The sequence below is a fragment of the Gardnerella sp. 2492 genome (genome assembly GCF_050320365.1).
Lineage (GTDB): Bacteria > Actinomycetota > Actinomycetes > Actinomycetales > Bifidobacteriaceae > Bifidobacterium.
On sequence record NZ_CP186952.1, the window covers coordinates 395,733 to 418,972 of the forward strand.

Sequence of the window (23,240 nt, forward strand, 5' to 3'; positions counted from 1 at the left end):
ACTTATAAATCGTTCAGCTTTCGTCAGGAACAATTGACACTATCTTAGGAGCCTTTACAATCACCTTGCGCGGAGCCTTACCACCCAAGCGATCAGCTACAGCTTCCAAAGCGAGCTTTTCAAGCTCAGAAGCGTCAATATTTGGATCAACTTCAAGCTTTGCTCGAACCTTGCCCTTGATTTGCACAACGGCAGTAACAGTATCTGCACCAACGTAGCGAGAATCCGCAACAGGCCAATCTGCGTGAGCAATAGACTTGTTATGCCCAAGCTTGCTCCACATTTCTTCGCAAATATGCGGCGCAATTGGAGCCAGCATAAGAACAAGCGGTTCAACTGCTGCGCGCGGCACGTGAGGAAGAGAAGTTAAGTGATTATTCAACACAATCAGCTTAGCAATTGCAGTATTTGGACGCATTGCTTCCATTTCCACAGTCACTTCTGCAATTGTGTTGTTAAGAATCTTAAGCGTCTTTTCATCGAGTGCGTCGTCTGTTACAACACAAGCGCCAGTTTCCTCGTTAACAACGTTACGCCACAAGCGCTGCAAGAATCTCATGCCACCAACAACATTGCGAGTATTCCACGGACGAGACTCAGAAAGTGGACCCATGCTCATTTCGTACAAGCGGAATGTATCTGCACCATAGTTTTCGTACATATAGTCTGGTGTCACAATATTCTTCAAGCTCTTGCCCATTTTACCGAACTCACGGTTCACATTTTCGCCATGCCACGTAAATGTTGGTTCGCCAGCGCCGTTTGAAGCGCCTTCTTCAACCTCGTCGGCAGGAACGTACTGTCCGCGCTCATCCGTGTATGCGTAAGCCTGAATCATGCCCTGGTTAAACAGGCGATGGAATGGCTCAGCAGAATCCACATAACCCAAATCGTAAAGCGCCTTATGCCAGAAGCGCGAGTAAAGCAAGTGCAAAACTGCATGCTCTACGCCACCAACATAAAGGTCAACGCCTCCAGAAACGTGTTCTTTACCAGGACGATTTGTACCCATCCAGTAGTCGTATTCGTCGGTATCTACCATATTCTCGGCATCGTTTGGATCCAAGTAACGCATGTAATACCAGCAGGAACCAGCCCAGTTTGGCATAGTGTTGGTGTCACGATAGTAGGTTTTTACGCCGTCGCCAAGATCGAGCTGAACTTTTACCCAATCCTCGTTTCGACTCAAAGGAGCTTCTGGCTCAGAATTTGCGTCGTCCGGAGCGTAAGTTTTCGGCTGATAGTCCGGAACATCAGGCAAAGCAATAGGAAGCTCAGAATCTGGAACTAAGTGAGCAACACCATCCTCGTCGTAAACGATTGGGAAAGGCTCACCCCAGTAGCGCTGCCTAGAGAACAGCCAGTCGCGAAGTCGGTAAGAAACTCTACCTTTACCTACTCCTGCTGCTTCAAGCCAAGTCGTCATCTTTTTAACAGCTTCATCCACGCGCAAACCGTTAATAGATAAAGCATCGCCAAGCTTATGAGTATGCTCTACAGAAGAGTTAATAACAACTCCGTCGTGAGAAACGAATGGAGCTTTACCCTCATAATCTGCCAACTTTTCTTCAGAATCTGCAAGTGGCTGAGCAGTATAAATTACTGGCAAACCGAATGCTTTAGCGAAATCGTAATCACGCTGATCGCCGCCAGGAACTGCCATAATTGCGCCCGTACCGTAGCCCATAAGCACGTAGTCAGCAGTAAACAGCGGAAGTTTAGCTCCAGTTACAGGATTAATTGCGTAAAGACCCGTAAACAGGCCGGTTTTTGCTCCAGCATCTTCCGTGCGATCTTTTGCAGTCTTCGCGCGAGCTTGAGCCTGGTACTCTGCTAAACCTTCTTTAAGATTTGCGTAACCGCCCTTCCAGCTTTCTGGAACGTTAGCACCCCAAGCTTCTGGAACATGCTCAAGAATTGGATGATCCACAGAAACAACCGCAAAAGTAGTACCAAAAAGCGTGTCTGGACGAGTCGTGTACACTTCCAAATCGCGTGTTTCACCATCTGCACATGGCACTTCAAAATGCACGGAAGCGCCGTGAGATTCGCCAATCCAGTTTCGCTGCATAAGCTTAACTTTTTCTGGCCAATCAATAGTATTCAAATCTTCAACCAAACGGTGTGCGTAAGCAGTAATTCGCATTGACCATTGACGAAGATTGCGCTGGAACACTGGGAAGTTTCCTCGTTCAGACTTACCTTCTGCAGTAACTTCCTCATTTGCAAGCACAGTTCCCAAGCCTGGGCACCAATTCACAGGAGATTTAGAAATGTAAGCAATTCGGAAGTCGTTTAATACATCCGCCTGCTCTACTTTATTAAGCTCTTCCCACTTTTTGCCAGCAAAACCAGGAATTTCGCGCTTAGCACTCTTAAACTCATCAACAAGCTCGCAAATTGGTCGAGCAGAACCTTTACCGCCATCTTTTCTCACAAAATCAGGGTCGTACCAAGCATCATAAAGCTTTGAGAAAATCCATTGAGTCCAACGCACATAATTCGTATCAATCGTCGCAAAAGATCTACGATCATCAAAACTCAAGCCCATGCGGTGCAACTGCCTGCGCATGTTAGCAATATTTGCCTCAGTAGTTATACGAGGATGCTGACCAGTTTGAACAGCATACTGTTCTGCAGGAAGTCCAAAAGCATCGTAGCCCATTGCGTGAAGAACATTCTCGCCCTTCATGCGATGGTAGCGGCTTACAACATCCGTTGCCAAATATCCAAGAGGATGTCCAACGTGCAAGCCCTTGCCAGAAGGATAAGGGAACATATCCATTGCAAAGAAAGAAGGACGACCGTCAGCATTCCTGCCTTCGCCATCCTTCAAATCGCCCTTAACATTAGCAGCCCAGAACGTGCCCTGCTCGTCCCAGGTTTTTTGCCAGCGCTGCTCAATATCTTGCGCTAGCTGCGCATTATAACGAAAAGCTGGCTCAGCAATAGTAGCTTTATTGTCAGCTGTTGCATACTGTTGATCGTTGTCGTTCATACCCTAGGACTATAGCGTCTCACATCGTCATTACGCAACACTTTTTACAAGTTTTATATAGATTTTATTAAGTAAATATCCGCTTTTAACGTAAGTTTTCCTATTACGTGCACAAAATTGGACTATTGCGCTTATTTTTAAAAACAAAACACTACAATAGGAAATAAAGTTTTTTAGTAAGAAAAGATTAGAAAATTAGATAAAATTCAGCAAAACTATAAATATTGAAGAGGTTAGGAATTGAAAGTATCAAAAAATACTCTACTATTAATTGCTTTCTTAGTTTGGGGCGCTGCAGGTTTTAATATTCTTAATATTGGTTTGTCTGTATACCAAAAATACTTACAACCTGTAAACTACGCTTTGTCTCTGCTTGTTTTCCTCATATTCCAATTCTTTATTTTTGGCAAACTTGTTAAAAAACATACTAAAAGAATTAACAGCTATGGTAAAGAAAAACAGTTCTTCCTCAAATTCTTTGACATAAAATCTTTCATAATCATGGCTTTTATGATGACTGGCGGAATCGCTTTACGCGCAACTAATGTAGCTCCAGAACGCTTTATTGCAGTGTTCTACACCGGTTTAGGTGCCGCACTATTTTTAGCAGGATTACTTTTTGGATATCAGTTTGTAAAAAACATTCTGTCACACGCTTAAACACAACGTATCTGATTGTGCTAATACTTCAGTAAAATGGTGAGATTAGAAGTAATCTAGCTTATTCGTGAAATATTTTATTAAATATTTAACGCATAAGACGCACATTCTACTACGCTAAGAAGGCTGCTATGAATAATAACGTGTATAAAAAAAGTAGATCATACGCACCTAACCGTTTTTTCGAGTGTGAAGGAAAAGGCTTGCAATGGATGAGCGAAGCTAGAAAATACGGTGGGCCTAGAGTAGTAAAAGTTTTCGACTGGGGTAAAGATTATTTAAATATTGAAAAAATTAGCACAACTTCACCAACACCATTAGCAGCTTTTGAATTTGGTGCAGCACTCGCTCATATGCACGATTATGGAGCAAAATATTTTGGAGAAGCTCCAGCTGACTACGATGGCACATGCTATTTTGGTCCTTTAAGTGACCCTGTTGAAATGCCAACCGGCACATGGAATAACGTTATCGATTACCTTTCAGAGGGACGATTGCGCCCAATGGTAGAACTTGGTATAGCTCGTGGAGAACTTACTAAAAACGATTTAGCTCTCACAAACCACGTTATTGCAGCACTTCCTGATTTGTTAGGAAAGTCCGCAGAAGATAAGCCTGCGCTAGTTCACGGAGACTTATGGAGCGGAAACGTATTATGGACTAAAAGTGATGACGGAGATCACACTGAAGCTGTGCTAATTGATCCTGCAGCGCACGGCGGACACCGTGAAGAAGATTTAGCAATGCTTCAACTATTTGGTATAAGCTACTACAGCCAGATTATTGACGGATATCAGTCTGTACACCCGCTAAAATCCGGTTTTGAAGATCGTCTAACTTTATGGCAGCTCTACCCTATTGCAGGACATTGCGTATTCTTTGGTGGAGGCTATGTGAGCGAATACCGTAACATGTGCGAAAGTCTTCTAAGATAATTTAATAATTTAGATTACTAAAATTTAGCTTATTAAAAACGTAACTTAAGTATTTAGCACACAACTATATACAATGTTAAAAGATAGTTACGAGTAGAACACATACTAAAAGCAACAGATAGACCACGAAACGAGAGGTCACTACTATGATTCGTTTGTGCAAGCGTGCAAAAAGCAAACTATTTACTGCATGCGCAGCCGCAAGTAGCATACTGATACTTATGAGTGGATGTTCAGGCACATCTCAATCATCTTCACCATCAAAAGCTCAAATGAGCATAGGAACTGTTGCTATTTTTACTCCAGATGACGGTATTGATTTAACTAGAAAAACACCATTAAGTACATGGAACATACTAGTTCCAGAAATAATAAAATCCTTAAAATCAAAGGGTTTCCAAGATAATACTATTACTCAAAAATCTTCCTCAAGTCTTTCGGAGCAAAGTCAAGCAATACAAGATTATGTAGTAAACCAGATTGCTCCTCTTCAAAAGAAACAGTCGGGTAAAAACTCTAGTAAAACTTTACAAGATATAAAAAAGAAAATTTCACACACTACTTTACTCGTGGCTCCTTGGACTAATAAAAAAGGAAGCAACGATTACGGCGACTTCGCAACGCGTCCGGAAGCAGAGGATAATTCTTATAACAATAATTCTAAAGAAACTACTGCGGAAACGCGTTTTGCTTCAGCATTGCGTCTAGCTCGCGAATCTGGAATGCATGTTGTTATGCTATCGAAATCAATTAATGGTTTCGACCCAGATGTTATTTTTAACTTATCTACTGCTAGCAGAATTGGTGAACTTCAGGCAAAAACTTTAGTACAAAAACTTGCTTTAGATAGAGCAACTTCAGACGATCCTAAGTACATAGAAGTTTTGCTCCCTTGCCATAATCGCCATAAGCCTAATAATTCTTCTAATAAAAACAGTGATACAAGCAATAGTGATTATGATGATGACGATTACTCGTCTAATAATGATTTTAACGATGAGTTTGCAAAAGAAGCATTCAAAGGAATTTGGAAGGTATTAAGACCTTATTTTGCTTCTGGAACTCTTCTTTCACCTTCAGGATATTTAGATTCTCAAACAGAAGAAGAAGATTGGGCTAAAGTAGCTTTCGACGCTGATAATCCTAACGCAGTAAAAGATGAGCTTACAAAACGTCTTAAGAATCACGCTCGTAACTCTAATAATTTACCTAAGCATATTGATGGATTAATTACTCTTAACGATCAAGTAGCAATGCAAGCTACTTCAGCTTTGGAGAACTTAGGATATCAGGGAAGCGCTGCAGATATTAATCCTTCAATAACGCTTCCAGATGTAATCGGCAACTTTATTGGTAAAAAAGATATAGTAAAACGTCCAGTTCCAGCTCCTAAAAAAGATGCAAACAATTCTGAAAAGTCACAAAATAGTGACGAAAAAAGTAGTGTGCATCAACAGAATGATCCAGAACAAGCAAAACGCTGGCCTGTTATGACTGGTTACGGAGCTTATAAGGAAACTATGCCAAATATTGTAAACGGAAAGCAGTGGATGACAACTATAGAAGATTATCAATCAATTGCTAAAGATATTGCAACTACTTGCGCATCGTTGAATAAAACTCGCAAATTAAGCTCTAGTATAAAAACAATCGATACTCCTTCGAACACTACAAAGGGCAAGAAAATTCCTACAATTGTTGAGCCGATTATGGCAGTTAGCGCAACTAATTTGAAGGCTCTGCTTATAGACCCTGGTTTCATATCAATGGCAGACGCTGGTCTATAAAAAGTAATTAAACTAAATAAATAAACTAAATAAATAAATTTAAGCTTCTTAACGCTAAGCATAATATTTAGCTTAATGTTAAGAAGCTTAATTTTTAGTTCTACATTTAAATTACTTAAATTAATTAACTTACTTAAATTACTTTCAAATACTTATTAATATTTATTTAATTATTTGCGCTTTCTAGGAGCGTAAATAACATGCTCAATAAGATCATGATAACGCTCAACAACATTTTGCCTACGCGCCTTCATACTAGGCGTAATAAGACCATTATCTTGAGTAAATTCGTCAGGAACAATCTCAAATTTACGAATAGATTCGGCTCTAGACACAAGTGAATTGGCTTTAGTAACAGCCCTTTCAACTTCCGCACGAACAATAGAATTCTTAGAAGCTTCTTCAAGCGAGCGCACAGGACGCGCACCTTGAGCTATAAGCCAAGAGTTAATATCATGCAAGTCTAAGGCAATAATTGCAGCAATAAACGGCTTCCTATCTCCTATAACAACGCACTGAGATATTACAGGAGAAGTCATCATAGAAGCTTCGAGTATGCTTGGTGAAAGATTCTTACCGCCTGCTGTAATAATAAGATCTTTTTTACGACCAGTAATGCGCACAAAACCGTCATCATCAAGGGAACCGTAATCTCCAGTATGCAGCCAGCCGTTTACGATTTGCTTTTCAGTAATCTCAGGATGATTATGGTAGCCTTTACACACAGCAGGGCTTTTAATACAAAGCTCACCCTCATCGTCTATAGCAACAGAAACACCTTGAACAGGCAAACCAACTGTGCCAATCTTGTATCCTTTAGTAGGATTCACCATAGACGGAGCGCAAGTTTCAGTCATGCCGTAACCTTCAAGAAGAGGCAAACCTACGCCATTAAAGAAGTGCGCAATCGACAAATCTAAAGGAGCACCACCAGAGACAGCATATTCTACAGAACCGCCAAAAACATGCATAAGAGAATTGTAAACAAGCTTCTTGTAGAAAGCATGGCTAATAGCAAGCATTGGCGAAATCATGCCACCAGACTGCTGAGCTTTTGACCATTCTCGCGCAACCTTAACAGAACGAGCGAAAATAAAACCTTTCAAACCCTTACCCGCTTTTTGGGAAGCAGCATTGTAAATTTTCTCAAAAATACGAGGAACAGCAAGAATAAATGTTGGTTTAAAAGTTTGAAAATCGCTAAGAATTGTTTTCAAATTGCTTGTCAAACCAAGCGTTACATTACCAGCAAAACAGAAGAACTGCATGAATCTAGCAAAAACATGCGCAAGAGGTAGGAAAAGAAGTAATCTTGCGTTTTCTCTCATAGCAATATCTGGCATGGAAATAATTCCAGATTTTGCTATAAACACAAAATTTCCGTGGGAAAGTTCAATACCTTTAGGCTCTCCGGTAGACCCAGAAGTGTAGACGATAGTTGCTAAATCATCACCGTGAATTGCGTGCTCTCTCTCATAGAATTCAGCATCTGTTACTGACTTTCCAAATTCAATAAAAGCATCAAGAGCGCCTTGCGTAATAACATAAACGTCACGCAATGTTGGACATTCATCTTTAACTGTATCTACAGTAGCGCGCAAATCTGGAGTTTCTACGAACACTGTTCCAACATTAGAGTCGCAGAAAATAGTTTTCATTTGAGTTGCTGAATTAGTTTCATAAACAGGAACTGTTAAAGCACCAATCGACATAATCGCTAAGTCGAGCACAGTCCATTGCCAAGAAGTGTGAGAAATAATAGACACACTATCTCCTGGCATAACTCCCCTAGCTATAAAGCCTTTTGCTACAGAAATAACAAGGTCTCTAAACTCTTGCGCAGTGTAGGAATCCCAATTACCCTTCTCGTTTACATACTCCACAAGCGAATCTTGAGGAGTGCGATTCGCACGCTCATCGAGAAGTGAAAAAATATTGGCATCATAGTCAATTACTTCATCAAGAGGACGAGTATACTCCTGCATGCAAGCGCTCCTTTTTACGAAACCGTTATTGCCAAGATATTAAAAACTCGGCACAACTTTCACTATACGCGTTTTAAGTAGCGTTTCGCTACGTTTAAATCACAATCTTTTGCAATAAACTTTGTACAACTTCACAGTTTCAAAAAATTATTACTATATTGATTAGAAAAGTAGAATATTTTTATATTTAGCTACTTCTACTCGCTGCCACTCGCTACTGCCAATAGTATTGCTGCAACTAGTATTACCGTAAGTCGCTTTAATCTATTGGTTTAAAAACAATACGTCTTTTTTTAGTTACAGCTTGTGGATTAACATAACTTTTCTTACCGCTTTTAAGACCCCATTGAACACAAGTTTTCCCACAATGATCCGAACCTCCTTCTACTCTTCCAAAAAGCTGACCTCTTCTAACTGCAGTTCCTACAGTCAAGTCAGTTACTGCAGGCTCAAATGTTGAAGTTAATTTTCCATGACGAATACTTACAACAGATTTACCAGCCACAAGGCCAGAAAAACTTATTACTCCATCCGCCGGTGCGTAAAGCAAAGTGCCTTGAGATGCCGATAAATCTACTCCACGATGACCTGCCATCCACGGTTTTGGAGGAGGATTAAATTCTTTAACTACTTTCACTCTTTTTACAGGCCACTGCATTTGCGAATTGCAACTTTCTGCAGAAGGATTATCGAAAGATATTGCTGGCAAAACTTGAGAAGTCACAGAAGTAAGCGTGTAAAAAGAAGCTGATTTTTCGTATTTTTTATACGTAATTGGCACATAATCACAAGAATTGTAAGATAAATGCTTTTGTTGAAAACTATAAGCAGCATTTTCTGAAAGTTTATACTCACCGGATCGACTATCATCTATAAAAAATGCAACTGATTCCACCATCACAGCAAAAGATAACAACGCGACTGCAGCACACGCGAAAACTGCATGATTTTTTATAATCAACATAATTCCCCTTATTTATAAAAACTCACTTTTTTACTTCTGTTTTCCAAAAATTAGAAATCTTTATTACTAAATTTTTAAGTAAAACAGTTTTGTTTACAGTTTCTCATTTACGAATTTTTATTAATAGAAAAAATTTAGATTGTGGATACAGGCTTAATAAACGCTAGAAAATCAACAAAAATATCAAAATACGACACGCCCAAAAGCTAGAAATTTGCATATCGCGAAAATGCGTGTAATATAAATGTCTTGTGCACAGCACAAAGCTGAACACAAAAATGAATATTCCTGCGTAGCTCAGTTGGCAGAGCGTTCGACTGTTAATCGAATGGTCGCTGGTTCAAGCCCAGCCGCAGGAGCCAACAACCACCGCCTTTGTGCGGTGGTTTTTTGTTATAAAATATTTTCATCGTCTAAGTTAGAAAACATGATAAGTTTGTCGTAACATAGAAATATCCATTAAACCTTGAACCATCACTGACGAACAGGGGAAAAATATGGCAGAAGAAGAATCTGCAATCACTAATAATAAAGGCAACAACAAAAAGCAATTAATAATTTTGATTACAGGTATTGTTGTACTTGCATTAGTATTAAGCGGAATAGGCGTATTTTGGTATATTAAGCAACAAGATCGCACAAAAGCTGCTAGAAGACAGTGTGAGATTAAAGTTTCACAGATTATGAAATCCAGCAAAATGTGGGATGCACTGAAATCTAATTCCTACGTTCAGTCACTTGCCAATTCAAGCGAACCTGATGCAGTAGAGTTAAAGAAACTTCTTGAAGAAAAAGAGCCTGAAAAGGTGTCGTGCAACGCAAACTCCCCTGAGGAACTTGGGTCTAAGGGCGCACAAGCACTTGCCGCAGGAGAATGGTACGCAGCAAAAGCAAAGCGTTTACGTGAACTCACATTATCTTTGATCTCACCTCAAAATCAACCAAATACTGAGGAAACTAATAATGCTGACGCAGCAAAACAAGCCGAAGCACAAAAAGATGCTAAAGTTCAGCAAGAAGTGCAAAAAGCAACTAATTCTATAATTAACAACGCTCCTAAGAAGAACGTAAAGCGAAATCCTAAACCAAGGCCAAAGCCTGCTCCAGCTCCAAAGCCAGCTCCGGTTCCAGCTCCAACTCCAGCACCAAAGCCAGCTCCAGCTCCAACTCCAGCACAACCACAAAAAGACAATAAGAATAAGCCGGACGACAAGAAGGGTGAGAAGCCTGGTGATACACCACATCCAACTCCATTAATCACACAGGATCCTAACAAAACTAAGGATCCTAACAAAACTAAGGATCCTAACAAAACTAAGGATCCTAACAAACCTACGGATCCTAACAAACATACAAATACGGATCCGGGTACGAATCCAGATCAAAAACCAACGGAACCAAGGCCACATGCAAAGGCATGATCTGAAAACTAAAAACTCATAAAGAGAATAGATAAAAGCTCCCAGCGAATTATTTCGCAGGGAGCTTTTTTACATATATAAATATTATTAATTATTCAGCATTTACTCGATTAGCAGCTCTAATACCAGCTAAATCAACTTCTTCAAGCGGAATAACCTTAGTATGATTCTTAATCTTGTAACCAACGTACAGAATCAAGAATAGCGGCACAGACATGTAAGTAATACCAATAGCCTGCCAGTTAAGAATTGCAAATGAATGCAAATCCTGACCAACAATAACCAGAACGCACAAAAGGAACGCCACAATAGGTCCGAAAGGATACCACTTTGCACGATAAACTAAATCGTCCAAAGAATGGCCTTGAGCCACATATGCCTTGCGGAAGCGGTAGTGAGCTGCAGCAATACCAGCCCAAGCAATAAAACCAGTCAAACCACTTGCAGCAACCAGGAACATGTATATTTGATCGCCAAAAATACTCATAAAGAAAGTAAGCAACGCAACCACAAATGTTGCAATCAACGCAGGAACAGGAATACCACGAAGACTAACCTTGCCAAATACTTTTGGAGCGTTACCATCCTTTGCGAGCGCATAAAGCATTCTCGTTGAAGCGTACATACCAGAATTTGCTGCAGAAATAACAGAAGTCAAAATCACGGCATTCATAACTGCTGCAGCAGCTGCAAGACCAGCACGCTGGAATACAAGTGTGAACGGGCTAATAGCAATATCAGTTGCTTCAGATCCAAGAAGATTTGGACTGGTGTAAGGAATAATGCAAGCAATAACGAAAATAGCAAGAATGTAGAAAAGAAGAATACGCCAGAATACTTGCTTTACAGCCTTTGGAATACTCTTTTCTGGAGTTGCAGACTCGCCTGCAGTAATACCAATAAGCTCAGTTCCTTGGAACGAGAAGCCAGCAATAGCGAACGCACACAACACTGCAGGAACACCACCTGCAAATGGAGCATCCTTATGCGTAAAGTTTTGCAAGAACGTAGCTTTACCGCCAATAATGCCAACAATCGTAAGTGAACCGATAACAAGGAATACAATTACTGCAAGCACTTTTACAATAGAAAGCCAATACTCAGTTTCACCGAAGCACTTAACTGTAAGAACGTTAATCAGCAAAATAAGCATAAGAACCGACAGTGAGAAAATCCATACTGGCACTGTTGGGAACCAATATTGCAAAACTATTGCCGCGGTACTAACGTCCACTGCAACCGTAATAGCCCAATTAAACCAATAGTTCCAACCCATTGCAAAACCAAGTGCAGGATCAATAAAACGTCCAGAATACGATGCAAATGATCCACTAATAGGCATAAAAGTGGCCATTTCGCCAAGGGAAGTCATAAGGAAGTAAACCATAATGCCAATTGCAGCGTAGGCGAACAAAGCGCCACCAGGGCCAGCCATATGAATTGTTGCACCACTAGCAACAAACAGGCCGGTACCAATGCTGCCACCTAAGGCAATCATGGAAATATGTCGCGTTTTTAAAGCGCGGTGAACATCGTTATTTTGTTGAGTATTCTGCTGAGTATTCTGTGCAGCAGTAGATGATAATGAACTACTCATTTTTCCTCCTTTCATAACAATCAGAGGCAAAACAAGCAAGCAAAAGCAAGCGTGTCGATAGCTCTCCGCAGCGAATGCCAAATCACTGCGACAGTCCTTGGTATATTAAACCAAGTCCCAGCTCACTACTTTTGGGATTAAGCAGTAAACTTCGGCGCTCTCCCCTTTTGTAAACAATCAACGCTTTCCCCAGCTCATGCTTACTACTCTTGTCGAGCGCGACCTCTGGTCGATGTTGTTCATTAATAGTACGACTTGCAGACAAACTGTAAAAAATACGGCGTGGCGCATAAAAATCGAAAAATAATAACAAAAAACGCCACTTCATGAGAAGTGACGTTTAAAATTTGTGGAGCTAGGGGGATTCGAACCCCCGACCCCCTCCATGCCATGGAGATGCGCTACCAGCTGCGCCATAGCCCCGTTTTTATTTATGCCGTTCAAACGAACCTTTGATAGAATACAACAAATCTTCGTTATAGCCAAATGCCGGCGTGTCGAAAACGAAATATTACAAAGTAAAGTAGCTTTATTTTTTTCTATTCTCGTCATTTCACAGCATTCTCAGCATAAAATAATCAGGGCAAAACTAAATTAAATTCAGGCAGAAGCTGCAACTTTCTTTACATCAATAGATTTTGACTTAGACTTACTGACATTGTTGCTTCTTTCACCAAGACTGGCAACAACAATAGCAGTAAAAATTAGTACAAAACCAATAAGAGCCATTTGTGAAACCTGCTCATTGCAGAGAATAACAGAGAATAGCAGTGTAAATAAGCTTTCCGCACACATAATCACAGAGGCACTAGAAGGAGAAAGTACAGACAGACTGCAATTTTGCATTACTTGCGCAAGGACGGTAACAATAACGGTCAAGTAGAACAAGTTTGCAAAAACACTAAGATGCTCAACGCTAGAAATATTTGGCAACGGCTCAGTAAAAGCAGCGCCAGTAATGAAAAGTATTCCAGCAACAACAAATTGCCCAAACGATAATGCAACAGGATTAATAGTTCTTGTGTAATACGAAAGGAAAGTCAAATTAAAAGCGAACGAGCAAGCGCAGGCAAGAGTTAAAAGATCCCCATTCGAAAGCGAAAGCGTAAGCATACCAGGTTTAAGAGCCACAAATCCTACACCAGCAATGCACGTAACTGCTGCAATAAGACTAATTAAAGTAGGTTTTTTGCGGAAAATTAACCAAGCTGAAAAAGGAGTAATTACGCAGTAAGCTGCTGTTAAAAACGCACTGCGACCCGGTTCTACTGATTGCAAGCCAGCAGTTTGAAGAACCATGAGACCGTAGTATGTAACTCCAGTAAGCAAGGAAGCAAGAACGAAAGTTTTATTAAAACTTTTACGAATAACATCGAAGAAAAGCACTCCGATAATTAGGCAAGCACCAATTGTTCTTATTCCTATAAGCCATTGAACTTGAAAATAATCCAAGCAGTACTTAACTGAAAGATAGCTTCCACCCCAAATAGCAGTGCAAACAATCAGCATAAATCGAGCAACATGTAAATTAATCCGACTTGTACCATTTGTTTGAACTGTTGTATTCAACGTACTCATGTCACTCACCTCGCTTTATGCGTAACAAGTTATGTTATTAGCTTTAAAATTTTCTTTAAGACAACAAGTTTGCCTTATAAAATTAATAGAATAGCTATAAATTTAGTAAAAGTACAACCCTTCGGCGTTCCTCTGGAAAATTTCCTATATTAACGATATAAATAACTAATTAGTGATGCTTTTACCTTATATATTTCAGATTTCGATATTTTATTAAAAACGCATCAAATTAACCTATATTTTCCATATATTTAAGCGATAATCTAACCAAATAAAACATAAAGAAGCTATGCTAGACGTGTACTTGTATATTTTGCGCGCCTGTTAAAATGCGCAGGAACGTATAAGAAAGGAAATATTATGGCAACTCTTAGCGCAGATATGAAGGAATTTATTGCGAATAATTTGGCTTGGATTGCAACAGTGAGTAAGGATGGCGAGCTTGATCTTGGACCAAAAATGTCTATGTTCGTGCTTGACGACAATCATCTCGCCTACCATGAGCGCACTGCCGGCCAGCATTACAAGAACTTGCAAGACGGCAGCCAGCTGGTTGTAGCAGTTGCAAATTTGGCAGAAAAGAAGGGCTATCGCTTCCGCGGAACCGTAACTCTTCACACTGATGACGCAATTTACGAAGAGCAGGTACGCGTGGCCGAAGAAAAAGGCACGAAGAAGCCAGCTGCAGTTCCAGTTATGGAGATCACTGAGATTCAGGATTTGACTTCTGGAGCTACTGCCGGCAAAACTATTGCAAAAGATTAATTTATAGCTGATTAATTTATAGCTTGCTGCAAAACGCCGAATTACTACGTTTCAAGCAAGCGGCATACAATATCGAGTGGCGTTCGTCCTCAAAGGCGAAGATGAACACCACTCAATTCTTTACTTGCTTATTTAATTTTCACTAATCTACTTATTTTCTTTACGCAATGCTTGTAACCTAGCGTTCATTTCTTCCGCTTTCTTCTTCTCGAAGTAATAAATTATTGCAGCAATCGCAATCGGGAAAATAACAGTGAATACAATCCATCCGCAAATCACAGATGGCTCATCTTTGAATGAAATCCACCCAACAATCACCGATACAATAAATTGAATAGCAATTGGCGGAACTAGCGCAAAAACGAACTTTGCAAGATTTGACATGCGTTCATTCGACCAAAAAATAGCGAACACTCCATATCCTATGCCTATAACAAACGTTGCTACAGCATAAGATGCAATTCTGTTTCCAACTGCACTATGCGCTAACAAGCTTGATATAAAAGACATTACTGTAAAAATAGTGCATCCTATGCCAATGCCTTTAACAATGTTTTTTGCCATTGTTTTGCCTAAAGTTGTAACTTGCTTTTCCATAATAATCGTTTCCTTTTTAAGTATTAAAATCTTGTAATAAATAATTAGTATTAAAATTTTGATAGTTTTATATTTAACTACGCTTAAAACTACATTCCTAAGCGCTTTTTGAACGAGCTCAAGCATCTGCGACTAATCCACTCAACGCTTCCATCGTCCATTTTTACGCTCATACTTCCGCCGAATCCCGGATCGACTCGAACAATTCGATTCAAGTTCACGATTGCGGATTTAGATATGCGCACAAACGACGCGAATTGCGGATTGTCAAAATCCATTAGGCGCTTGTAAGAAACGCACTCGCCTTTATCACCGTGAATGATTACGCGCGAATTTTCTACGCAAATCATAATCACATCTGACTCATGCATAACAATAATCGAATCGTTAATATAACCGTATATGAATGAATTATTGTTGCTATTTGCCGCATTCGCAGTATTATTTTCAGCGTTACTTGCTTTTGCAGACTTAGAATCAACGCTTTGCAATTGAGCGATAATTCGTTTAAGATTATCGTCAATATTGTGAACTGACAACTGCGCGGACTGTTCCTCTTCTGGCGGAACAATAGCAATCGTTACTTTCATCAGTCCTCCTTCCGTACGCTACCGTTATCTTTTGTTTTGTAATTTTGACTATACGGCACTGTAAATAGTCTGTCTTTACAAAATCGCTAAACGGTAGTTTTCGGTAATTAAGCGGTAAATCACAAAACGCAAGAAAATCAAAACGCTAGCTAGTTATATCGCATATGATTTGGTGAAATAAACAATTTCGTATCACTTTTTGTCTAAAACACCAAGAAATCTACACTATCACCAATCGCAAATGCTTAGAAAGGAGCGTACGGGAGTAAAACTTACGCAGCACCCCAAATGCGAATAAGACGTTGGCTCGTAGGATCAGCTGCAGGACCTTGATCGTAAGCATCCAAACGCCAATGAATCGAACCATCTGCGTTAAGGCTTGGAATTAAGCGCGCCCAGCGACCATTTCCCATGCCACCGATCGTCTTGTAAGAAGGATCTACTTTATCTAATCCAAGCAGTTTATGAACAGTTTGCGAAAGACAGGAACCATGCGAAAATACTAGCAAATCGCGGTCTGAACCGGTTTTGCGCGTCCAATCCTCAACTGCTGCAGCAGCGCGCTCTCCTACTTCCTGCTTAGCTTCAGCACCGTGACGAAGCTCGCCACCCTCGCCTTTTACCCAGGCATTAAAATCTTCCGGCCACTTTTCGCTAATCTGCTTGCGATTCAAACCTTCCCACTCGCCAAAGAAACGCTCGCGAACACCGTTTTCAACGTGCACATGAAGCCCAATCTTATCTGCAAAAGCGTGAGCAGTTTGCTGCGCGCGAATAAGTGGAGAAACAATCGCCACAAAACTCGCGTCCGCTTCTTCCGGCGTAATGCGCACATGCTCTTCGCTATTAGGATCCTTTGGATCTTCTAAATCAGAAGCACCAAAAAGCACGCGCAAAGCTTTTCCAGAGCGAGTCACCTGATCCATTCCAGACTCATCCAAAGCAATATCAATCATGCCTTGAAGACGAAACTGCGCATTATACGGAGTTTGACCGTGGCGAATAAGCATAACAGAACGAGCAATTCCTTCGTGCGCACTATTAATGGAATTATTTACGTTACTCGCAACATTTTCTACGAAATCAACCATGGTTTGTACCGTACTTTCTTCTTGTTATTCAGTTTTGCTAGAATCTTCAGTTTCGCTAGCATCTTCAGTTTCGCTAGCATGATCTGGCAGTTGCAAATCTATTGCCGGGCAATCATTCCACAAGCGTTCCAAACGATAGAATGCGCGCGCTTCCTCATGCATAACATGAACAACAAAATCACCAAAATCAAGCAAAATCCACTGTGCTAATTCCAAGCCCTCACGAGATAAAGCCTTGCGCTTGTTGTCTTTCAAGAACAAATCTTTTTCAATTTCTTCCGCAACAGCCAATACCTGACGCTCATTAGAAGCAGAAACAATCAGCATTGCGTCAGTAATACCAAGCAAATTGCTAACATCAAAAGCCTGCTCATCAGTAGCCTTAAGCCTGTCTGCTGCAGCAGCAGCGATACGAATTGCATTAATCGAGCTTTCTAAAGCAGCCATAACGTTAGTACTCCTTAATTTCACAAATAAACAAAACAAATAAAATAAACAAAATAAATGTTTAAATTAGCGTTCCCAAGCCGGCTTCCAGCCTTCGACTACATGCTGAGTATTCTCCGAATACACCATAGAATCAGATGGAACATCGTGACGTACCACCGAACCAGCACCGGTAGTAACATCATCTCCCACAGTAACTGGAGCCACAAACAGATTTCCAGCACCAACGTGAGCACCAGAACCAATCGTAGTGTGATTCTTATGCACACCATCGTAGTTTGCAGTAATCGTACCACCGCCGATATTCGTGTGTTCACCCAAATCAGCATCGCCAATATAGCTTAAATGAGGAACTTTAGTACCGTTACCAATATGCGCTTTCTTCATTTCTACAAAAGCGCCAGCCTTACTTTCCTCACCAAGAGTGTTTCCAGCGCGCAAATAAGTCCATGGTCCAATATTTGCAGCTCTACAAATATGCGATTCTTGCACTCTCGAACGCTCAACAACAGCATCCTCATCAATTTGCGCATCAATAAGAGTCGTATAAGGACCAACTACAGCCCCACTTGCAACCACAGTATGTCCTTGAAGGAAGCAGCCTGGAAGAACAGTAACATCTTGCGCAAGCGTAACGCTATCTTCAATCCAAGTAGTATCAGGATCCAGAATTGTCACGCCTTCAAGCATCCAACGTTCGCAAATTCGCTTGTTATAAGCTTTCGCAAGAGCCGACAGCTGAACCCTCGAATTTACACCCTCAACCACTAGCGAATCAGAAGCAGACATTGCTCCAACATGACCAAACTTTCTAGCATGTTCTAGAGCATCAGTTAAATAGAATTCTCCTTGCGCATTTTGAGAATTGATATTTGCAATAGCATCTGAAAGTACTTGCGCATCAAATACATAAACAGAAGTATTTACTTCGTGAATTTCAAGCTCTCCAGCGTTTGCATCTTTATGCTCCACTATGCGAAGAACGTCACCGTTTGCTTCACGAACTATACGTCCGTAGCCTGTAGCGTCATCCAACACTGTAGTAAGAACTGTTGCAACATTCCCATGATTATTGTGAAATTCAACCAACGATTGCAAAGTCTCAGTGTTTAAAAGAGGCATATCGCTTGCGGCAATCAGCACTGCACCTTTAAGAGATTCTCCCGTCTCGTTTTTTGCAATTTCATTAAGATCTTTCATAGCACACTGAACTGCGCGACCAGTTCCAGGCTTATCGTCTTGATTTACGATTAGAACGCTGCTGTTATAGCTTAACGCTGCCTTGCTTACACGCTCAGCTTGAGCATGAACAACTACAGCAAGCTTATTAGGATTTACGCCATACATTGCGTCTATAACACGATTTAGGAAAGTTTTTCCAGCGAATAGGTGCAATACTTTAGGAGTTGTAGAACGCATGCGCGTCCCATCACCTGCTGCCAAAATAATTGCCGCGGCCACATTATGCTCTTTCACGCATGCGCTCCTTACATATGTTGTATTAACTACTTTTTTACTATTTTTCATTCTATTACGTATTATCGCCCTTCAAAACGCAAAAAGGCGCTACTTAAAACAAGTAGCGCCACATTAAGCTCCCTCACCTGGATTCGAACCAAGACAAAGGGTTCCAAAGACCCGTGTGCTGCCATTACACCATGAGGGAACGGCGGAAAAACCGCCAAGTCACTATTATGCCACATCAGCTGACTTCGTCAAATTTGGCGTGGCGCAAATTTGCTCAACTAAGCAACTTTCACCTCGCGAAACTAACTAATCAAAGCAAAAGCAACAATTAAGCGAATAGGAAGCCTTGACCGTGATGTTCCGGATAAGTGTCGAAAAGCTTTGCAACTGAACCGTCTTCAAACACAGCCTTAATAGCACTTGCCAAAAGTGGAGCAATAGAAAGAACAGTCAAACCATCCCAACGCTTTTCTTCTGGAATTGGCACAGTATCAGTCAAAACCACTTCGCGAGCGCCGCAAGACTTTAAGCGTTCAACTGCAGGACCTGAAAGCACACCGTGAGTTGCCACGACTGTAACAGATTTAGCGCCTGCTTCTTTCAACACATTGCAAGCTCCAGCAATAGTTCCTGCAGTGTCAATCAAATCATCGACCATCACACAGTCGCGTCCAGCAACGTCACCAACTACGCGGTTAGAAACAGCTTTATTTGGGCAAGTAATATCGCGAGTCTTGTGCACAAAAGCCAAAGGACCGCCGCCTAAACGCTGCGCCCACTGTTCTGCCACTCGAATACGACCAGCATCCGGAGAGACAACAGTTACGTTTGCAAGATCGTCGCTAAAACGATCGCGCACATAATCAACCAAAACTGGCATAGCAATTAAGTGATCAACTGGACCGTCAAAAAAGCCTTGCGACTGTGCAGCATGCAAGTCAACGCTCATAATACGGTCTGCACCAGCAGTTTTTAGTAGATCAAACATCAAACGGCAAGAAATAGGCTCGCGACCACGATGCTTTTTATCTTGACGAGAATAACCTAACAACGGGCATACCGCTGTAATTGAACGAGCAGATGCGCGCTTCAAAGCGTCAATCATAATCAACTGTTCCATAATGGACTTGTTGACAGGGTCACTGTGGCTTTGTAGCACAAAAACATCTGTGCCTCGTACCGACTGTGTGTAGCGCACATACATTTCACCGTTAGCAAAATCGTATGCGGTTGTTTCAAGCACTTCGATACCGAGCTGATCTGCTACATCACGAGCAAGTTTCGGATGAGTACGACCAGTGACGAGAACAAGGTTTTTATCTGGCTTTCCTTCAAGGACGATGTTCACCATATCTCCAAACGCTAATTCGCTTATAATTCGCGAAATGAACGTTTTCAATACTAGCTATTTGCGCAGACTTGCGGCGACAAGCCGAAAAAATCAATAATTACGCGCGATACAAACCGTGCTTAACAATGTACTGAACTACTCCATCTGGAACTAAATACCAAACAGGCTCGCCACGTTCTGCACGATGACGAACATCTGTAGAAGATATAGCCAACGCTGGTATTTCTAAAATATCTACAGGCAAATGCTGTTCATCACAATTAGCAATATCATCTAAGTTAGCAACCGAATTTTCGTTCAAATGCGGCTCTCGAGTAATAATAGACGAATTTGATTCAGCTAATTTTTCTGGCCTAGAGTAGCCCGGACGAGTTACTGCCACAAAACGCGCTAAATTCCACATTTCTCGCGCATTCTTCCACTGCATAATTTCTGCAACAGCGTCAGCGCCTGTAATGAAGAAAAGTTCAGCATCCGGATGCTGTGAGTGAATATCTTTCAAAGTATCAATAGTGTAAGTTACTCCCGGGCGGTCGATATCTACTCTAGAAACAGTAAATTTCGGATTAGATGCTGTAGCAATAACCGTCATAAGATAACGGTCTTCAGCATTAGTAACTTTTTTATCAAGCTTAAAAACTGGCCTACCTGTTGGCACGAAAATAACTTCGTCCAAATCGTATACCCAAGCAACTTCCGAAGCTGCTACCAAGTGACCATTATGAATAGGATCAAAAGTGCCACCCATAATCCCAATGCGTTGCTTTTCATGCACATTTCCTCGTGCAGAAGTACGTTTGCGCTTTACTGTTGCTACAGCAGGAGGAGCAGCTTCTTTACCGCTTAAAGATCCTTGAAATAAATCAGACATTCTGCGTTCTTCTGCATTTTTTTGCATATTTGATTTTTGCTCAGGATGCATCACTTTCAGCCTTATCTTCTGCCTGAGTTTCATCAACTAAACTTACAGCATCATTTGCACTATCTGGATTAATATTACCTATTTCCTCATCCCATTCGTCTTGAACAACTCGCCTAATTTCAGCGAAAGTAGGAAGAGGGAAATCAGATTGATAAGTACTTCTTATTTCTGCAACGCACTCTGTTATTTTTACAAGCATATTCGCCATATCGTCTACTTCAGCAGCACGCTCAAGATCAGAAAATGATGCTATATACTCTTCCATTTTCTCTACATAGCTACGAACTTTCTCCAACTGTTCGTCAGCTGGCAGAATCACATCATTTTCGTCTCCATCAGGCCATCCCATTAACACTGCGTCAGCGTATTCCAAAGATGAGCGCTGAGAAGCTGAAGCAATACCATCTTCTATTTGAACTAAGAACACGTATCGCACAATCGAAAGTCGCTCTGCTGCAACGTTAAGAACTTCAAGCGCAGTCATAGTTTCTGCTTGGTTAGTAGCTTTCGAAATGTTCGCAGTTTTATCTGACACATTCACATCATTCTGAGACATATTCTTACCTTACCGCCATGTGACTATTAAAACCAGCATTAAGAGCGTATTTGGCCTTCACCGTAACCAATCCACTTTGTTGTAGTCATTTCTTGCAAACCCATTGGACCTCTTGCGTGAAGTTTCTGCGTGGAAATACCAAGCTCGGCTCCAAAACCAAATTCTCCACCATCTGTAAAACGTGTTGAAGCATTTACCATCACCACAGCAGAATCTACGTTTGATATAAAACGCTGAATTGTTGAGTAATCTTCAGCAATAATCGTTTCCGTGTGACCAGTGGAATATTTTGCTATATGATTTGCAGCATCATCCACATTTTCTACTACTTTTATTCCCATATTTAGCGACAAATACTCGCGTTTCCAATCTTCGTCAGTTGCGTGCTCAAGTTGTAATCCTTGAATATTAGCAGTTTGTAAAATTTCGTAAGATTTATCGTCTGCGTGTAAAATTACGTTATGTTCAGCTAAAGCAGCAGCGATTTTCGGTAAAAATTCTTGCGCAACATCTCTATGCACTAGCAACTTTTCTGCAGCGTTACACACGCCTACTCGCTGCGTTTTTGCGTTAATAACAATCGGAATTGCTTTTGTAATATCCGCACTTTTATCAACATAAATGTGTACGTTACCTGCGCCAGTTTCTATAACAGGAACAGTTGATTCCTTAACAACTGCAGCAATAAGATTTGCACTTCCACGAGGAACAAGAACGTCAATATGACCGTGTGCATGCATCATTGCTGTAGCGCCGGCTCTTCCTAAATCGTCAACTGACTGTATTAATTCTGGATTAAAATTCTCCTCACTAAGAGCAGCCTGTATAGCATTAATACTTGCTTTATTAGTATTTTCAGCAGCACTTCCGCCGCGTAAAATCGCAGCATTTCCTGATTTAATACACAAAGCTGCTACATCAATAGTTACGTTCGGTCTAGCTTCGTAAATCATTCCCATAACACCCATTGGTACTCGAACTTGCGAAAGTTTAATTCCATTAGGAAGAGTGTACCCACGAACTACTTGACCTACAGGATCTTGCAATTGAGCAATTTTTCTAACGCTTTTTGCTGAAGCTTTGATTCGTTCTTCATCAAATTTAAGCCTATCTAACTTTCCAGCGTCCATTCCATTATTTTGTGCTTCCTGAATATCTTTTTTATTAGCTTTTGCAATATTTTCAGCTTCTGCTTCTAAAGTGTCCGCTATTTTTTCAAGCATTTTATTCTTTTTTTGCGTATCAGCATGCGCAAAAACTCGTTGTGCAACGCGAGCTAAATCGGCTCTTTTACAAACAACTGCATCAATATTTAATTCTGCGGATTGTGAGGATTGTGAGGATTCTACTTTTCTAGTATCCATTTGAGTGCCCATTTCGAATTGTCCCCTTGTTCATAGCCGAAGAGCTTGCTTTACTCGCGATTTACCGTTGATAAAAGATTAGCACACTAAAGTTCGCCCAGCTCATCAGGTAACATTAGTACGTAAAGCTTATTCTTTTAAAGAATACGCATAAGTATGCGCGTA

19 protein-coding genes, 3 tRNA genes and 1 riboswitch are annotated in these 23,240 nt (G+C 40.8%); of the genes, 6 read left to right on the forward strand and 16 right to left on the reverse strand.

Going from position 1 to position 23,240, the window contains the following annotated elements:
• Positions 1-13 precede the first annotated feature (13 nt).
• Positions 14-2,998 (reverse strand): leucine--tRNA ligase, encoded by a 2,985-nt coding sequence (gene leuS, locus ACPFYS_RS01500; protein ID WP_427877200.1) that lies wholly within the window; start codon positions 2,996-2,998, stop codon positions 14-16.
• 240 nt (positions 2,999-3,238) lie between these two features.
• On the opposite strand from leuS, the gene ACPFYS_RS01505 reads away from it, so the two are divergent.
• The 3 genes from ACPFYS_RS01505 (at position 3,239) to ACPFYS_RS01515 (ending at position 6,380) form a co-directional block, all read left to right on the forward strand.
• Complete coding sequence (locus ACPFYS_RS01505) at positions 3,239-3,658, forward strand: hypothetical protein (RefSeq protein WP_427877202.1); 420 nt, start codon at positions 3,239-3,241, stop codon at positions 3,656-3,658.
• Between the two features lie 131 nt (positions 3,659-3,789).
• A complete protein-coding gene (locus ACPFYS_RS01510; RefSeq protein WP_427877203.1) occupies positions 3,790-4,593 on the forward strand; it encodes a fructosamine kinase family protein in 804 nt (267 codons plus the stop codon).
• Positions 4,594-4,739: 146 nt separating this feature from the next.
• Complete coding sequence (locus tag ACPFYS_RS01515) at positions 4,740-6,380, forward strand: hypothetical protein (protein ID WP_427877205.1); 1,641 nt, start codon at positions 4,740-4,742, stop codon at positions 6,378-6,380.
• Positions 6,381-6,550: 170 nt separating this feature from the next.
• Here ACPFYS_RS01515 and ACPFYS_RS01520 read toward each other — a convergent pair whose 3' ends face one another.
• Both ACPFYS_RS01520 and ACPFYS_RS01525 read right to left on the reverse strand, forming a co-directional pair.
• The gene (locus ACPFYS_RS01520) at positions 6,551-8,365 is read right to left on the reverse strand and encodes an AMP-dependent synthetase/ligase (protein ID WP_427877206.1); all 1,815 of its coding nucleotides are present in this window, start codon (positions 8,363-8,365) and stop codon (positions 6,551-6,553) included.
• Positions 8,366-8,624: 259 nt separating this feature from the next.
• Positions 8,625-9,329, reverse strand: a complete 705-nt coding sequence (locus tag ACPFYS_RS01525) for a M23 family metallopeptidase (protein ID WP_427877209.1) — start codon at positions 9,327-9,329, stop codon at positions 8,625-8,627.
• A gap of 286 nt (positions 9,330-9,615) precedes the next feature.
• Between ACPFYS_RS01525 and ACPFYS_RS01530 the strand changes: the two genes are divergently transcribed.
• Positions 9,616-9,691 (forward strand) — tRNA-Asn (locus tag ACPFYS_RS01530).
• A gap of 135 nt (positions 9,692-9,826) precedes the next feature.
• Positions 9,827-10,750 carry an ATPase gene (locus tag ACPFYS_RS01535; protein WP_427877211.1) on the forward strand — a complete coding sequence of 308 codons (924 nt, stop codon included), beginning with the start codon at positions 9,827-9,829 and terminating at the stop codon, positions 10,748-10,750.
• A gap of 91 nt (positions 10,751-10,841) precedes the next feature.
• Here ACPFYS_RS01535 and ACPFYS_RS01540 read toward each other — a convergent pair whose 3' ends face one another.
• The 3 genes from ACPFYS_RS01540 to ACPFYS_RS01550 all read right to left on the reverse strand — a co-directional run bounded on the left by ACPFYS_RS01540 (position 10,842) and on the right by ACPFYS_RS01550 (position 13,925).
• Positions 10,842-12,248: an amino acid permease gene (locus tag ACPFYS_RS01540; RefSeq protein WP_427877566.1), complete on the reverse strand. Its 1,407-nt coding sequence runs from the start codon at positions 12,246-12,248 to the stop codon at positions 10,842-10,844.
• Positions 12,249-12,397: 149 nt separating this feature from the next.
• Positions 12,398-12,584: riboswitch (Lysine riboswitch) on the reverse strand.
• A 113-nt stretch (positions 12,585-12,697) separates the two neighbouring features.
• A tRNA-Ala gene (locus ACPFYS_RS01545) sits at positions 12,698-12,770 on the reverse strand.
• 177 nt (positions 12,771-12,947) lie between these two features.
• Positions 12,948-13,925, reverse strand: a complete 978-nt coding sequence (locus ACPFYS_RS01550; RefSeq protein ID WP_427877213.1) for a DMT family transporter — start codon at positions 13,923-13,925, stop codon at positions 12,948-12,950.
• Positions 13,926-14,285: 360 nt separating this feature from the next.
• Here ACPFYS_RS01550 and ACPFYS_RS01555 point away from each other — a divergent pair, with 360 nt between their 5' ends.
• Positions 14,286-14,690 carry a pyridoxamine 5'-phosphate oxidase family protein gene (locus tag ACPFYS_RS01555; protein ID WP_004106472.1) on the forward strand — a complete coding sequence of 135 codons (405 nt, stop codon included), beginning with the start codon at positions 14,286-14,288 and terminating at the stop codon, positions 14,688-14,690.
• Positions 14,691-14,837: 147 nt separating this feature from the next.
• On the opposite strand, the gene ACPFYS_RS01560 is transcribed toward ACPFYS_RS01555, so the two are convergent.
• The 10 genes from ACPFYS_RS01560 to ACPFYS_RS01605 form a co-directional block, all read right to left on the reverse strand.
• Positions 14,838-15,287, reverse strand: coding sequence for a DUF3021 family protein (locus ACPFYS_RS01560; RefSeq protein WP_427877216.1), 450 nt, complete (start codon positions 15,285-15,287; stop codon positions 14,838-14,840).
• An 89-nt stretch (positions 15,288-15,376) separates the two neighbouring features.
• Positions 15,377-15,877: a LytTR family DNA-binding domain-containing protein gene (locus tag ACPFYS_RS01565; protein WP_427877217.1), complete on the reverse strand. Its 501-nt coding sequence runs from the start codon at positions 15,875-15,877 to the stop codon at positions 15,377-15,379.
• 272 nt (positions 15,878-16,149) lie between these two features.
• Positions 16,150-16,968: a histidine phosphatase family protein gene (locus ACPFYS_RS01570; RefSeq protein WP_427877219.1), complete on the reverse strand. Its 819-nt coding sequence runs from the start codon at positions 16,966-16,968 to the stop codon at positions 16,150-16,152.
• Between the two features lie 24 nt (positions 16,969-16,992).
• Positions 16,993-17,415: a ribosome silencing factor gene (gene rsfS / locus ACPFYS_RS01575; protein ID WP_427877221.1), complete on the reverse strand. Its 423-nt coding sequence runs from the start codon at positions 17,413-17,415 to the stop codon at positions 16,993-16,995.
• Between the two features lie 66 nt (positions 17,416-17,481).
• Positions 17,482-18,834, reverse strand: a complete 1,353-nt coding sequence (gene glmU, locus ACPFYS_RS01580; protein ID WP_427896799.1) for a bifunctional UDP-N-acetylglucosamine diphosphorylase/glucosamine-1-phosphate N-acetyltransferase GlmU — start codon at positions 18,832-18,834, stop codon at positions 17,482-17,484.
• 176 nt (positions 18,835-19,010) lie between these two features.
• Positions 19,011-19,081: transfer RNA gene (locus ACPFYS_RS01585), tRNA-Gln, on the reverse strand.
• 129 nt (positions 19,082-19,210) lie between these two features.
• Positions 19,211-20,233, reverse strand: coding sequence for a ribose-phosphate diphosphokinase (locus tag ACPFYS_RS01590; RefSeq protein WP_427877568.1), 1,023 nt, complete (start codon positions 20,231-20,233; stop codon positions 19,211-19,213).
• Between the two features lie 97 nt (positions 20,234-20,330).
• A complete protein-coding gene (gene nadD / locus ACPFYS_RS01595; protein ID WP_427877570.1) occupies positions 20,331-21,155 on the reverse strand; it encodes a nicotinate-nucleotide adenylyltransferase in 825 nt (274 codons plus the stop codon).
• Positions 21,145-21,639 (reverse strand): phosphoribosylglycinamide synthetase, encoded by a 495-nt coding sequence (locus ACPFYS_RS01600; RefSeq protein ID WP_427877572.1) that lies wholly within the window; start codon positions 21,637-21,639, stop codon positions 21,145-21,147. The genes nadD and ACPFYS_RS01600 overlap by 11 nt, the downstream gene beginning before the upstream one ends.
• Before the next feature lie 110 nt (positions 21,640-21,749).
• Positions 21,750-23,075 carry a glutamate-5-semialdehyde dehydrogenase gene (locus ACPFYS_RS01605; RefSeq protein ID WP_427877574.1) on the reverse strand — a complete coding sequence of 442 codons (1,326 nt, stop codon included), beginning with the start codon at positions 23,073-23,075 and terminating at the stop codon, positions 21,750-21,752.
• Positions 23,076-23,240 lie beyond the last annotated feature (165 nt).

Excerpts from the sequence above, each read along its gene's own strand:
- leuS (WP_427877200.1), bottom strand. The coding sequence starts at position 2,998 with ATGAACGACAACGATCAACAGTATGCAACAGCTGACAATAAAGCTACT.
- ACPFYS_RS01510 (WP_427877203.1), top strand. The coding sequence starts at position 3,790 with ATGAATAATAACGTGTATAAAAAAAGTAGATCATACGCACCTAACCGT.
- ACPFYS_RS01515 (WP_427877205.1), top strand. The coding sequence starts at position 4,740 with ATGATTCGTTTGTGCAAGCGTGCAAAAAGCAAACTATTTACTGCATGC.
- ACPFYS_RS01520 (WP_427877206.1), bottom strand. The coding sequence starts at position 8,365 with ATGCAGGAGTATACTCGTCCTCTTGATGAAGTAATTGACTATGATGCC.
- ACPFYS_RS01525 (WP_427877209.1), bottom strand. The coding sequence starts at position 9,329 with ATGTTGATTATAAAAAATCATGCAGTTTTCGCGTGTGCTGCAGTCGCG.
- ACPFYS_RS01535 (WP_427877211.1), top strand. The coding sequence starts at position 9,827 with ATGGCAGAAGAAGAATCTGCAATCACTAATAATAAAGGCAACAACAAA.
- ACPFYS_RS01540 (WP_427877566.1), bottom strand. The coding sequence starts at position 12,248 with ATGATTGCCTTAGGTGGCAGCATTGGTACCGGCCTGTTTGTTGCTAGT.
- ACPFYS_RS01550 (WP_427877213.1), bottom strand. The coding sequence starts at position 13,925 with ATGAGTACGTTGAATACAACAGTTCAAACAAATGGTACAAGTCGGATT.
- ACPFYS_RS01555 (WP_004106472.1), top strand. The coding sequence starts at position 14,286 with ATGGCAACTCTTAGCGCAGATATGAAGGAATTTATTGCGAATAATTTG.
- ACPFYS_RS01560 (WP_427877216.1), bottom strand. The coding sequence starts at position 15,287 with ATGGAAAAGCAAGTTACAACTTTAGGCAAAACAATGGCAAAAAACATT.
- ACPFYS_RS01565 (WP_427877217.1), bottom strand. The coding sequence starts at position 15,877 with ATGAAAGTAACGATTGCTATTGTTCCGCCAGAAGAGGAACAGTCCGCG.
- ACPFYS_RS01570 (WP_427877219.1), bottom strand. The coding sequence starts at position 16,968 with ATGGTTGATTTCGTAGAAAATGTTGCGAGTAACGTAAATAATTCCATT.
- rsfS (WP_427877221.1), bottom strand. The coding sequence starts at position 17,415 with ATGGCTGCTTTAGAAAGCTCGATTAATGCAATTCGTATCGCTGCTGCT.
- glmU (WP_427896799.1), bottom strand. The coding sequence starts at position 18,834 with ATGCGTTCTACAACTCCTAAAGTATTGCACCTATTCGCTGGAAAAACT.
- ACPFYS_RS01590 (WP_427877568.1), bottom strand. The coding sequence starts at position 20,233 with ATGGTGAACATCGTCCTTGAAGGAAAGCCAGATAAAAACCTTGTTCTC.
- nadD (WP_427877570.1), bottom strand. The coding sequence starts at position 21,155 with ATGCATCCTGAGCAAAAATCAAATATGCAAAAAAATGCAGAAGAACGC.
- ACPFYS_RS01600 (WP_427877572.1), bottom strand. The coding sequence starts at position 21,639 with ATGACTGCGCTTGAAGTTCTTAACGTTGCAGCAGAGCGACTTTCGATT.
- ACPFYS_RS01605 (WP_427877574.1), bottom strand. The coding sequence starts at position 23,075 with ATGGATACTAGAAAAGTAGAATCCTCACAATCCTCACAATCCGCAGAA.